Source organism: Anaerolineae bacterium (assembly GCA_013178015.1).
Taxonomy (GTDB): Bacteria; Chloroflexota; Anaerolineae; order DRVO01; family DRVO01; genus Ch71.
Genome location: JABLXR010000026.1, coordinates 55,503 through 68,624, shown reverse-complemented (window position 1 = coordinate 68,624; position 13,122 = coordinate 55,503). Strand labels below are relative to the sequence as shown.

Below are 13,122 nucleotides of genomic sequence, written 5' to 3'. Positions count from 1 at the left end.
CGGTTACCTCTGAGGTCGTAGCTCAGCCTCGTAGTACACCCAGGCTGAGCCAACTCGGAACTGCAGCCACGTCAGCGCCAGGATGATGCCGAAGAGCACCCACGACAGGGCGCAGGCATACCCCATCTTCAGGAAGGTGAACGCGTTCTGGTAGATGTAGAGACCGTACATGAGAGTGGAGGTGCCCGGGCCGCCCTGCGTCATGACGTATACGTTGGTGAACGTCTGCAGCGAGCCGATGATGGACGTGACCATCATGAAGAAGATCGTGGGGGTCAGCATGGGCATGGTGATGTGACGGAACAAGCGCCAGGTCCCCGCGCCATCTATCTTGGCCGCATCGTACAGGTGTTCCGGCATCCCCTGTAACGCTGCCAAGAAGATGACCATGCCGCCGCCCACCCCCCACAGACTCATCAGAATGAGCGCTGGCTTGGACCACCTGACGCTGCTGAGCCACATCGGTCCCTTGATCCCCACCAGGGACAGGACGTAGTTCACCAGGCCAAAGTTGGGGTTGAGGATCCAGGCCCACAGGAGGGCGACCGCGACGCCGGCGGTAACAGAGGGCAGGTAGTAGATAGTCCGAAAGACGTTTGTGCCCGGTACTTTCTGGTTCACAAGCAAGGCAAGGAGAATGCTTGCCATCAGGCCGAGAGGAACGCTCAGAGAGGTGTAGTATAGGGTGTTGCCCAGGGAGACCCAGAAGATCTCATCATCTGCCACTAGGTACCGATAGTTGGACAGGCCGATCCACTGGGGGGATGCCAGGATCTGCCATTGAGTGAAACTCAGGACCAGAGAAGCGATGATTGGCCCCATACTGAAGAGAACAAACCCTATGAACCAGGGGCTAACGCCGATATAGAAATCCAGCGCCTCCCTCTGTCGGCCGGTCATCCGAAGGAGAGATCGCTGAGTGCGAAACGGTTGCGTTCCTACTAAGCGAGCCAATCTCTTCCTCCTGCACGTAGGCCGTTCCAGCCCCAGTGCGTGCCGGGCGGCGCTGAGCCGCCCGGCAAGTGCAGATCGAGGCTTTGCCAAACCTAGGCCGGTTTGTTCTGAGCCAGCACCGGCGCGGCATCGGTGCAGATCGCGGTGGCCGCCTCCGCCACGGATTTCTCTCCCAGGAACAGCAACTCGTACTCGCGGCGCACGATCTCGAAGAACTCGCGCGCCGGAGTAAGGATGGGTCGGCCCAGCGTTGAGTAGTCCAGAGCTTCCACCCAGTAGTAGCCGTGTTCGATGGATGATACGGCGCTGAGGAACCTGTCCGCCAGAGACCGTCGGCTCGGGAGGGACGTGGCCTTCTCTCCGAACAGGAAGCCCAGACCTTCGGCACTGGCGAACCATCGCAGGTACTTCCAGGCCTCGTTCGGATGCTTCGTGTCTCGCCCGATCGAGTAGCCGCTGCCGGCGGCACCGGTGATCCTAGTCACTGGCCCGATGGGCCAGGGGGCCAGATCCCATTTGAAGGCGGCGCTCTCGATGTAGAGCTGTGCGTCCCAGGGCGCGGCCCACTCCATGGCAATCTTTCCCGACAGGAAGGGCCTGGCCCCTATCGCGGTGAGCAGCTCCTGGTCGGCCGGCATGGGATGTACCTTGTGCACCAGCCTCAGGTCAGCCCAGTATTGGAGAGCGGCTTGGGACTCCTCGGTGTCCACCAGGCACTCGGTTTCATCATCATTGACGAAGGCGCCGCCCCACGGTCCCAGGTGCGCTGGGCCACTCTCGTTGCTCCCACTGGGGAGCCCGAGGTAACCCCAGACGTCACCTTGAGTGAGGGTCTTAGCCGTGTCTAGCAGGTCATCGAAGGTCCAGTCCTCGGTGGGATAGGCGGCACCGGCTGCGTCGAAGAGGTCTCGGTTGTACCGAAGAACGGAGGCCCCCCAGTCCCACGGGAAGCCGTAGAGCTTGTCCTGCCAGGTGAACATCTCGAGCGAGGCAGGATAGTAGTCTCCCACATCGAACTCTGGGTCCGCGGCAATCCACTCGTCGAGCGGTAGGATCGCTCCTTGCTTAGATAGCACCTGCGCCCGGCTGATATGGACAGCTACGAGCTCCGGCATCTGCCCGGCTGCCGCGAGGGTGAGGATCTTGGTCTGCCATTCGCTCCAGGGCTCCCAGACTATGGCTACTGCTATGCCTGGGTTGGCCTCCATGAACCGATCGTTCCACTCCTTGATGCGGGGCTCGTACACAGGGCTCCAGGTGAAGTGCGCCGTCATGATGACGGGTTGTCCCGCCGCGGCTGGTACCTCCTTCTCGACTACTACGGTCTCCTTGACCACAACGGTCTGCTCGACCACTTTCTCGACCACCTGCGGCGTCGCGGCACAGGCTGCCAAGAGCCCGCCCCCGGCAGCGGCAGCGCTGGCCAGAAGTACCCGCCTGCGCGTGATCAGCCTAGGAGAAGTAGCCATCGTCATCGCCTCCTGCCCCTCGAAGGGGCTTCTCTGATGCAGATACCACCCTGAGGCTCCTCATCCGTCTTGGCCCGATGCCCGTCAGATCACCTCCTTCCCTGTGGCACAAAACGCGACTGATGCAGCGCCGGCAAGCCGATAGCCGCTATCGCCAACACCGATGGCGCACCCCACTCCCCCGCGCGATGCCCTTCCTGCCGATCTCCGGAGTTGGGCCGTAGTCAGGGGGGTGCGATGCAGTGGCAAGCCGGACACCTGTGCGAGAACTGAACAGCGGAGACGTGTTGCTGTACTATAGCATGGTATGTGAGACACCGGTGAGACGGCAGTGTGACAGAGGAGTCTCACCCAGGGCTGGCTCGCGAGGGCGAGGAGCCATCGCGTCCGGTAGGGCGCGCCGATGCCGACCGAGGGCACCCAACAGGTGTGGCCTACGCGGACTACCGTGGCGATCTCCGGTGCCGCCCTGAGGAGAACTCCCGGGAGGAGCGGATTGGCCAGCCTCGACGTAGCCGAGCGTGTCCCCTATCCGTCGGAGAGCGGCGCACGGCCGGGAGAAGAGGAGCTGTGCATCCCTTCGCTCAAGGGGGTGTGGCTGGTCTGGGCCGCCTCCTGCGCCCTGCTCTGGCTTCTCCTGGGTAATCGACCCTCGAGCGCTACCCTTCTCTGGGCAGTGTCAGGACTGGTGCTCTCGCTGCTGGGAGCCCTCCTGCTCAGCGGCCGGTACCCCAGGATGGGGTCTCTGGTGCTGCTCGGGGGCGTGACGGCTACGGTACTGGTGGCGGCAGCCGTCAGCCATATGCCGCTCCCGCTCATGTACCTGAGTGTGCCCGTCCTGGCTGCCGGTGCGCTCCTGGGCCCGATGGTGTCGCTGCTCTGGGCCGGCCTGACCATGGCTCTGGTGCTGGGGGCGGGCTTTGGCGGCGAGATCCCGGCTCATAGCTTGTTCCTGCTGGCCCTGGTGGGTCTGACCGCATGGGCAGGCTTTGGCCCCCAGAGATCGCTCCTGTTCGTGGCCTGGGACCGGGGCACGACGGCAGAAGCACTCATGGACCGGCTGCGGCGGGAACGCGGCGAGCTCAATAAGACCATCAAGTCTCTCGATCTCTCCTACCAACTGCTGGAGAAGACCAACCGCGAACTCGCCATCGCCCGCCGAGAGGCGGACGTTCTGCGCGACTTGCGCAACCGCTTCGCCACCAACGTGAGCCACGAGCTGCGCACCCCGCTCAACATAGTGCTCGGCTTCGCCAACGTGATCTACCGTAACCCTCAACTCTATGGCCTGGATCGCTGGCCCGACGCTCTCCTGCGTGACCTGGCCCAGATCCAGCGCAACGCTCGCCACCTCTCCCAGTTGGTGGACGACGTGATTGACCTGGCCCGAGTGGATGCCCTAGCCATGCCCATCAGGCGCGAACGGGCGCAGATAGAGGCGGTCATCCAGGAGGCAGTGGAAAGCGTAGCTTCCATGGCAGAGGAGAAGGGACTCCAGCTCGACGTCGCCTGCCAGGAGGGCCTGCCTGAGGTCTCCATGGATCGCCTGCGCATCCGACAGGTCCTCTACAACCTGCTGTCCAATGCCGTCCGCTACACCGACCAGGGGCGGGTCTCGGTCCAGGCCCGCTATGATAGGTCCGAGCTCGTGGTCTCGGTGAGCGACACCGGCCGAGGCATTCCAGCGGCCGAGCTGGCCGACATCTTCGATGAGTTCTATCAGGTGGGCAGGCCCAAGACGGGCCCGGAGGCGGGCAAGGGGCTGGGATTGGCCATAGCCAGGAGGCTGGTGCAACTTCACGGTGGCCGCATCTGGGCCGAGAGCGAGGTGGGCCGGGGCAGCACCTTCCACTTCACCCTGCCCCTCTCCGGCGTCACCGTGTCGCGCCTGAAGGCCCCGATCGGGCCACCGCCGGTCAGGCGCCGCCTGGCGCCGACCGTTCTGGTACTGAGTCAGGACGATTCGGCAGCGCTCTATCTCAGTCGGAGGGTAGAAGGGTACCACTTCCGGCATGCCGACTGCCTGGACGCGGCAGAGGTAGCCCTCGAGGAGAGCCGGGCCATGGCGGTCGTGGTGGACGACAGCCTGGGCATATCCCCGTCCGAGGTCAGGCATCGGCTGGGGACGTGTGGCTGCCCATCGGTGCCGGTAGTGGGGTGTCCTCTGCCCAGCACCCGCTGGATATCGGGAGGAGACGATTTCGCCGCCGTGATCACTAAGCCCATCACCAGCGAGGGCTTACTCAAAGTGCTCGACCAGGTTCTGCCCGAGGCCGAAGCCAACTCGCGCCCCAGGCTTCTCCTGGTGGACGACGACAGGGGGTTCGTAGAGCTGGTGAAGCGGCTGCTCCAGGTGGCGGGGAGAGACTACCTCACGGAGGGTGCCTACACCGGCCGGGAGGCGCTGCGGAAGATGGCCCGGGCCAGGCCGGCGTGCGTGCTGCTCGATCTGGTGCTTCCCGAGATGAACGGCTTCGAGGTGGCGGCTGCTATGCGAGAGGATCCAGGGCTGGGGCAGGTACCGGTCATCGCCATCACGGCGGCCACGCCTGGAGAGGACAATCTGGCTACTCAGGGTGCGACCCTGACGCTGGCCCTGCCGGACCGATTCCGGCCCGGCGAGCTCGCTGCTCTCCTGAGCGCCATCCTTGAGTTGGCCAGCGAGCGCTCGCCTACTCCAGACAACGGTGCAGAGCCAGAAGTAGCTCTGCCTGCGAGATCGGTTTGACCAGGCTGACCCTGGCGCCCAGGGCCTTTCCCAGAGCTGGGTCATTGGTGACCGAGCAGATGAGGATGGGGATATCGCGGGTCTCTGGGCTCTGCTTGAGCGTTCGCAGCAGAGTCCAGCCGTCCACGTGGGGCATCATGATGTCTAGGATCACTACCTGAGGCTTGAGGCGCTTGCTCAGCTCGTGGGCCAAGCGCGGATCTGCCGCCGCCTCCACCTGCCACTCGGTTGCCGGCAGGTAGCGGCGATACAGCTCCACTGTCCCCGGATTGTCCTCGATCACCAACACCCGGATGGGAGTGCCGCGCCTGAAGGTGAGCGACACGGTCACCTCCCGAGAGGGGAGGGAGGAGACGGCGCAGGCCATGCCCTGAGATCGGGCCATGCGGTGCACCTCGGCCAAGCGCTCCGCGAGGGGCCCGGGGTCAGCCAGCAGGAGCTGGACCGTCAGGACGGCAGAGTCATCGCCGGTCCGGCAGTCCACCACGACCTTGCCGTCCTCGGTAGACTGCACGGCGAGGCTGAGGACCTGGGTGGCTAGCTGTCTGAGGAAGGCTGGGTTGCCCACCACTTGCTGGGAGGCCGCCGCCAGGTCTGGGCCGTGAATGCTCACCCCGAGCCCATGAGCCAGGGGCTGCACCAGCGACAGCGCCTCTTCCACCACCGACCTCAGAGGCACCTCGGTGGAGCGAATGGAGAAGAGCGCGAGCTCCTCGCTCAGAGGGTCCTCGGTGGGCGTCAGGGGTTCCTGCGAGCCTGACTGAGCCCAGCTTCCCAGCAGCTCGGCCAGCCGCTCCTCGGCCAGTTTCAGGTCGCGGTGCACCTGGCGGCGGCTCAACGACAGCTCCTCCGCCATGTCCACGGCGCTCATGCGCTCCACGTAGCGCAGAGTGAGCACGTCGTAAGCGCGGGAAGCCACAGAGCCGAAGGGCGCCGATTGGGTGGGGCTGAGGGCCTCGATGGCCTCCAGCAGGAGGGCGCGCAGCTTCTGGGCCCGCTGGTTGAGGTGGGTGATCTCCTGCAACTGGGGAAAGCAGGCGGCAAGGCGCGTCTGGGCCAGGGCCACGCTGTCCCCCAGTCGCTCCAGAGCCTCGTGAACCTCAGCCTGGCTAGGCGCGCCCATCTCTCCTCAACAGGCGCTTCGCGCGTGCATCGCCACTGATCGCCATGGCAGAAGCATACTACATCCGGACGGCGCAGTGATAGCGGCAAGAGCTCAGGATCGGGGGGACGAGTGTGTTCAGCCGGCAGTCGCACGCAGGTGGTTTCCTCACAGGCTTTCGCGGCAGGCTCTTCGGCCGGCTAGGAAGGCAAGGCGCCAGCGTCCTGGCAGATTCCAGCCTCCTCCTGAGGAGTCCGCGCCCCCAGGCGCGGTAGACACTTGGGGACAGCGCGCGTGGGCGCGCGCACTCCTCCAAGGAAGGTGTATCTGCGGTGCAGTCGGGGCTGGCTCGCGTAGTCCGAGCCCAGCGAAGGCCCTGAGCGGCGGCGCTGGTGGCCATGTGTCCCCCCGATCCTGAGCTGCTGCTGATATCGAGGTCGAGCCACCGAGACCCTCTCAGTGTGGTGGATGCTACCTGGGCCACGCCAGCCAGACCAGAGCCCGGACGCGCAGGAGGTTTCGGGCGATGGGTGGTATCATGGTGACTGCGATCGGAATCGAGAACTCGAAGGAGGCAGTACTATGGCGTCGCGACTGGCGCTTGACGGGGGCAAGCCGGTGGTGCCCGAGGGGATGGTCCAGAGCTGGCCCCCCTTGACCCAGGCAGACCGAGACGCGGTGCTGGCGGTATTCGATAGCGGTCACTTGCACGGCACCTCGGCGCCCAGGGCGCTGGAGTTGCAGCGCCGATGGGCGGAGTACGTGGGCACCAAGTACTGCCTGGTCACCAACAGTGGCACGGCGGCTCTGCATATGGCGGTAGCGGGGGCGGGCATCGGCCCGGGCGACGAGGTCATCACCAGCGCCTTCACTTACTGGTCCACGGCGGCGGCCGTCCTGCACCACAACGCCATCCCCATCTTCGTGGACATAGACCCGCTTACCTACACCATGGATCCTTCTCTCATCGAGGAGCGGATCAGCGATCACACCAGGGCCATCCTGCCGGTGCACATCCACGGCATGCCCGCCGACATGGAACCCATCCTAGCGATCGCCCGCAAGCATGGACTGATCGTGATCGAGGATGCCTGCCAGGCCCACGGCGCCACCTACAAGGGAAGGAAGACGGGGGCGCTGGGTGACATTGGCTGCTTCAGCTGCAACCGCTCCAAGAACCTATCCGGGGGCGAGGGCGGGCTGTGGACCTCGGACAACGAGGAGTACTACCGTCGGGCCGCCATGCTGCGCGAGTTCGGCGAGGTGGTTCTACCCCACGTGGACCGGGAGTACAACGCCTACGGCCTGGGCTGGATGTACCGACCCCACGAGTTCGTGAACGCCTTCATCCTCTCCCAGCTCGATCGTCTAGAGTATAACAACGCCAAGCGGCGAGAGTTGGCCGCCTACCTCACCGAGGCGTTGGCCGACATCCCCGGCCTGAAGGGGCCCTACACCCCCGACTACGCCGAGCCCTGCTACTTCAGCTATGTGGTCGAGTTCCGGCCCCAGGAGGTGGGGCTGGACGTCACGCCCGGGGAGTGGAAGCGGGCGGCGCAGAGGGCTCTGGCTGCCGAAGGGGTGCGGGTGGGCCAATGGCAGACCATGCCCGTGCCGGCGCAGGACGTGTTCAAGGACATGGTGGGGTACGGCAAAGGCTGCCCCTGGTCCTGCGGTCACGCCCGGGCCGGCATCCGCTACGATGCCTCGGAGTACCCGAAGACCAGCGAGTTCATCGAAGCCCACGCCTACCTGAGCGGCGTCCACCCGCCCAACGACCTGGATCTGATGAAGCTCTACGTGGAGGCCTTCGCCAAGGTCTCGGAGAACGCCGGCCGGGTGATGGACCTGGCGTAGGGGGAGATGGGGGAGACGCGGGGACGCGGAGACAGAGAGAGGGGGAGAGGGGGTGACAGGGAGAGAAGACGACCTGGGGCCGGCCTTGCTCTCCCCGTGGCTCACCATCCCCGCGTCTCCGCGTCACCCCCTCTCCGTGTCTCCCCGTCTCATCCGCGGTGAGGTCCTAGGCCAGGGCGTGGAGAGCCGTGCGAAGGACGTGGGCGCCTTTGCGCTTGGAGGCCCACACGCCGTGGTAGCCGTGGTTGATCTCGTAGAACACGGGGATGGTGCCCAGCAACCGAGCCAACTGGTACTCCAGGGAGTCCTCCCCCAGGACGCTGGGTCGGCCGTGGCCGGTGAGGCCATCGGTGTCCCACATCAGCAGTGCCTGCACCGCCTGATACCGGGCGGCACCGCTGTCCTGCTCGTACACCGACTGCGGGTCGGGGAAGGTGTAGAGGCCGTCGTAGGGCGGGTCAATGAAGCCGCGCTTGCCCATGAACCCGTGGAACTGGAAGGTCACTTGGGGCAGCACCTCCTCGGTGAGGTAGTGCCACAGCAGCCGGTCCTCCACTGCCTGTGGCTCTGCTCCCTCAGCCGCGCCGACGAAGTCGCCCGACATGTTCACGTCCTGCATGGTCCAGCCGTTGCGGCCGTGCACGTTCCCGTCCACGTTGATCATGGGGCAGACCCAGAACTCGAAGCGCTCTCGCAGGCCCTGCGCTTCCGGGTGACCCGAGGTGAGGAACTCGGCCGCGCCCATGGCCATGAACACGGCACAGTGCTCCGATGGATGTTGCCCGGCGAACAGGAAGACCCGGATGGGGTCGGGACCACAGGCCGGGAAGTGCACTAGCGGAATCTGGCGCTCCTCGTAGCTAGCCCCGAGAGACAGGCTCTGGCACCGGGCTGACGGGTCGCATCCCAGTGCCCGGGCCCAGTTGGCCACCCGGGAGTAGCGGGCCACTGGGTTGCTGGCCACGTACATCCGAGAACCCGGCTTGAGCCGCACCCGCACCACCAGGTGGGTCTCGTGGAACTCCGTCGTGTGGTCCCAGACGTTCTCCGTGGGTCGCCAGGTCTCCATCTCGTCGGTGGAGAACCAGATCTGAGAGGGATAGTGCCCCATCATCCCCAGGCGACCGGGCTCCCCTAGGTCGGGGTCGGGGTAGATGTCCAGTCTGGCCGGCCCCCCATCTCCCTCTGCCTCCAGGCGCAGGCAGAAGTACTTGCAGTACGGCGGCTTCTCGCCCACCTCGTCCAGACGGAAGTGGCCGGGCACCACCTCCCGGATGTTCTTCCCGTTGCCGCACTCGAAGTCCGATGTGACGCGCATGTTCCCCCCGATGAAAGCTGCTGATCACCCGGCCTGCAGTCACTACGTTAATGTATCGGCAGGAAGCCCTTTCGTCGAGAGACCCAGGTGATGCGTGACCCGTCTCACTCGGCTCCTGTCACGGGTCACGAGTCACGCATCACGTACCGGCGCTATAATGGGGCAAATGCGTCTCGTACCCCAGGAGATCGCTGATGGTGTACCGGGAGTTCGCTCTGGATCGGGAGTTGCCCGTGTACCAGGTGGACTGGTCGCACGAGCTGGGGCAACTGCGGCGATCCACGCTGGACACGGTGGGGTGTAGCCTCACCGTCGCCGGGTATGTGTGGACCGTCGCCCAGTGGATGCTGATGCACCCGCGGTTCTCGTGGTCGGCCCTCGTCCTGCCCCTGGGCATAGGGACGCTGGGCCTGCTGACGTTGCTAGTGCGGCGCCCTGCTTCCCTGCGCACCACCGTGTTCGTTCTAGGCATGGTGACAGTGGGCGCTGCGGCTCTCCTGGTGCAGCGTTCTCCCTACGCTCCCTTCATCCCGGTTGCCGCGGTGGGCGTCGCCAGCCTCGTGGCCAGTTCCGCTGCCGCCTTCGTGTCGGCTGCCCTGGCAACGGCGGTGCTGGGCCTGGCTACCTGGCTGCTGCCCGGCCTGTGGCCCTCGAGCATCGTCTCGGCAGCGGTGGCCCTCTACTGGGCCATGGCTGCCGTCGCCTGGCTGACCTCGCGCGACCTGTATACCGTCCTCACCTGGGCCCTCCATGGATACGAGACGTCGTGGCGCACCATGCGCCAGCTCCAGTCGCAGCGGGGCAAGCTGAACCAGACCATGAAGGCCCTGGCCGTGGCCAACTCGCTCCTCAAGCGGACCGCTTTCGACCTGGCGGAAGCGCGAGAAGAGGCCGAGCAGGCCCGGGCGCTCAAGAGCCAGTTCGCTGCCAACATCAGCCACGAGTTACGGACTCCCCTGCACATCATCGTCGGGTTCTCTCAGATGATGTGTACCTCGCCCGACTCCTACCGCGGGGTAGTCTGGACTCCGGAGCTACGAGGGGACATCCAGGAGGTGTACGACAACGCCTCCCACCTGCTCCGCCTGATTGACGACGTCCTGGACCTTTCTCGCATCGAGGCGGTCCGCCTGCCAGTGGCCAAGGAGCGCGTAGACCTGCTCTCCCTCATCCACGATGCCGTCGAGACGGCTTCCGGACTCCTGCGCGGCTGCAAAGTGGCGCTGAAGCTCGAGCTACCCGAGAGCCTTCCTCCTCTCTATGCCGATCCGACGCGCATCCGTCAGGTTCTGATCAACTTGCTCAATAACGCCGCCCGTTTCACCGATCAGGGAAGCATCACCATCCGAGCTGAGCTGAAGCGCGAGGACGTCGAGGTGGTGGTGGAGGACACCGGCGTGGGCATTCCTCCCGACCAGGTGCACTCGGTGTTCGCCGAGTTCCATCAGGTAGATGGCTCGCTGCGGCGCAGGCACGATGGCACCGGGCTGGGCCTCGCCATCTGCAAGCATTTCGTCACCCTCCACGGCGGGCGCATATGGGTGGAGAGCGAGGTGGGTCGCGGAAGTGCCTTCCACTTCACTCTGCCCTTGCCTGGCAAGCAGGTGGTCCCGATCCAGGCGGCGGAGCTTCCGGCCGGGTGGCGGTATCCCGCCGGCAGGCCCGAGAGTAGCCGCCGACTGGTGACGCTGGCAGAGCCGGCCGAGTTCGCCCGTCTGCTGGGAAGGTACCTGCCGGATGCGGAGGTTCTGGCCGTACCCGACGTCTCAGATGCAGAGGCGACGGCGCGCCGGGCCCAGGCTGACGCGGTCGTCCTGGCCGATGGCGCCCAGGACGGCACGGCAGCCAAGGAGCTGGCTGCTGCCACGGCCGACCTGGGGCTGCCCGTGATCACCTGCTCCCTGCCCCTGGAGAGGGACCAGGCCGTGGCGGCCGGGTTCAGCCACTGCCTCACCAAGCCGTTCACCGCGGAGGACCTGTCGCGGGTCGTCGCCGGGGCAGCGCCGCGGGCCACTAAGGTGCTCGTGGTGGACGACGACGCCGGGGTGGTGCGCCTGGCGGAACGGTGCCTGAGAGCCCTGCTGCCGGGGGCGAAGGTGCTGAAGGCCTATGACGGGGACCGGGCGGTGGAGCTTCTGGAAGAGAGGCCGGACCTGGTGCTCCTGGATCTGGTCCTCCCAGGGAGGTCCGGCCTAGAGGTGCTCGCCTGCCTGCGAACCACCCCGGGCATGGGAGGGACTCCAGTGGTGGCCATCACCGCCCACGGTTTTGCCGCCGATGCGGCGGCGCCGACAGAGGGCGTGATCACCATTCGACGGGGACGTCAGTTCGCCGCGGGGGAGGTCACCCGCTGGCTGGAGACCGCCCTGAAGACGTTCCCGGCCCGGCATCTGCTGCCCGCAGAGCCTGCGCCAGAGCCCGCACCAGCTCACTCTGGCTGACGGGCTTGCGCAGGTAGGCGTCGGCGCCGATGGTCAGGGCCAGGTGCTCGTCGCTCAGCACAGAGCACACCAGAATGGGAATGTGGGAAGTGGCCGGATCGGCCCGCAGCGACTGGAGGATGCGCCAGCCGTCCACGTCGCGCATCATTATGTCCAGGACAACGGCATCAGGCTGAAGAGTGCGGATCTGGGCCAGGGCTGTGGCGCTGTCCTGGATGAGCACCGGCCGGTAGCTATAGGGCTCCAGGTAGCGACGAAAGAGCTGAAGCGTGGTGGGGTTGTCGTCCACTATGGCAACCACTTCCTCGCTGCTCAGAGGCAGCCGCAAGCGGACGTGAAGGATGCCGTCCTCCTCCCGCGCGTCTAGGCTGCCGCTCACGCGGTTGGCCAGGCGCATGGGCGTGAGGAGGTGGGTCTGCAGCGAGTCCAGCGTCTGTGGTGGCATGGGGATCTCGAGGTTCACCGTGGCCCAGGGCTCGGCCGCCGCCAGCTTCACCCGCAGGTAGCAGTGAGCGGTGCGTTGGAGCAGGGCGCTGAGGACGTCAATCAGCACTTGCCGGGTGATGACTTCGTCGGCAAAGGCGTGAACCGGGCGTTCGGCAGGAGGAGCGATGGCCACATCGCGCGCCAGAGCCAGGGGCGTCACCGCGGCGATGGCTTCCCGCGTGAGCGCCTCGAGGTCGAGGTTCTGCGCCTGCAATCCCAACTGCTCCAGTTCGTCGTTGAGGGCCTGGCGACGATCATCGTCGGTAGCGGAATCGTCGGATCTCCTGGCCCAGAGGAGCGTAGCCACCGCCTCAATGGCGCGTTGCTGCTCCCGGTAGTACTGACGCCTACCGATGGCCAGGGCGTCCTGCACCTCCTCCGCTTCCATGCCCTCCATGAAGCGGTGGCGCAGGATTCCGTACGGCCGATAGGCGGGATCATGGGGGGAGACGCGAGCCGGCGGTCTCAGTTCGCCGATCGCCTGCACGATGGCTTCGCGCAGGTACTGGGCTCGAACCCTGGGATCGGTCAGCTCTGAGGGCACCAGCAGACGAAGCAGCGGGTGCCGCTGCAGGTGGGCGGTATCGTGTAGACGCGCCAGGGCGTTCCGCACCTGTTTGGCGAACTCGCGCGGCGGTCCTTGGTCGGTCATGTTGCCCGCTGGCTCTTTGTCACCTTGGTGGCACTCCATGGCACTGCCCGGTCACTATGATCCTACCGCGCGCAGCCGCTAACGCGCTAGACTGGATGTGAGACCTCAGGTCTCT

At 65.7% G+C, this 13,122-nt stretch carries 8 protein-coding genes; 3 read left to right on the top strand and 5 right to left on the bottom strand.

Annotated elements, in window-relative coordinates:
• Positions 1 to 3: 3 nt before the first annotated feature.
• Both HPY83_11220 and HPY83_11215 read right to left on the bottom strand, forming a co-directional pair.
• Positions 4 to 900, bottom strand: a complete 897-nt coding sequence (locus tag HPY83_11220; protein ID NPV08514.1) for a sugar ABC transporter permease — start codon at positions 898 to 900, stop codon at positions 4 to 6.
• Between the two features lie 146 nt (positions 901 to 1,046).
• Positions 1,047 to 2,423, bottom strand: coding sequence for a sugar ABC transporter substrate-binding protein (locus HPY83_11215; GenBank protein NPV08513.1), 1,377 nt, complete (start codon positions 2,421 to 2,423; stop codon positions 1,047 to 1,049).
• A gap of 496 nt (positions 2,424 to 2,919) precedes the next feature.
• On the opposite strand from HPY83_11215, the gene HPY83_11210 reads away from it, so the two are divergent.
• On the top strand, positions 2,920 to 5,151 hold the full coding sequence (locus tag HPY83_11210; GenBank protein ID NPV08512.1) for a hybrid sensor histidine kinase/response regulator: 2,232 nt from the start codon (positions 2,920 to 2,922) through the stop codon (positions 5,149 to 5,151).
• On the opposite strand, the gene HPY83_11205 is transcribed toward HPY83_11210, so the two are convergent.
• A complete protein-coding gene (locus tag HPY83_11205; protein ID NPV08511.1) occupies positions 5,096 to 6,274 on the bottom strand; it encodes a response regulator in 1,179 nt (392 codons plus the stop codon). The two genes, HPY83_11210 and HPY83_11205, sit on opposite strands and share 56 nt — an antisense overlap.
• Positions 6,275 to 6,835: 561 nt before the next feature.
• On the opposite strand from HPY83_11205, the gene HPY83_11200 reads away from it, so the two are divergent.
• Positions 6,836 to 8,110, top strand: a complete 1,275-nt coding sequence (locus tag HPY83_11200) for a DegT/DnrJ/EryC1/StrS family aminotransferase (GenBank protein NPV08510.1) — start codon at positions 6,836 to 6,838, stop codon at positions 8,108 to 8,110.
• A gap of 166 nt (positions 8,111 to 8,276) precedes the next feature.
• Here HPY83_11200 and HPY83_11195 read toward each other — a convergent pair whose 3' ends face one another.
• A complete protein-coding gene (locus HPY83_11195) occupies positions 8,277 to 9,428 on the bottom strand; it encodes a hypothetical protein (GenBank protein NPV08509.1) in 1,152 nt (383 codons plus the stop codon).
• 194 nt (positions 9,429 to 9,622) lie between these two features.
• Here HPY83_11195 and HPY83_11190 point away from each other — a divergent pair, with 194 nt between their 5' ends.
• The gene (locus tag HPY83_11190) at positions 9,623 to 11,869 is read left to right on the top strand and encodes a hybrid sensor histidine kinase/response regulator (GenBank protein ID NPV08508.1); all 2,247 of its coding nucleotides are present in this window, start codon (positions 9,623 to 9,625) and stop codon (positions 11,867 to 11,869) included.
• Here the strand turns inward: HPY83_11190 and HPY83_11185 are convergent.
• Positions 11,772 to 13,007, bottom strand: a complete 1,236-nt coding sequence (locus HPY83_11185; protein NPV08507.1) for a response regulator — start codon at positions 13,005 to 13,007, stop codon at positions 11,772 to 11,774. The two genes, HPY83_11190 and HPY83_11185, sit on opposite strands and share 98 nt — an antisense overlap.
• Between the last annotated feature and the right edge of the window lie 115 nt (positions 13,008 to 13,122).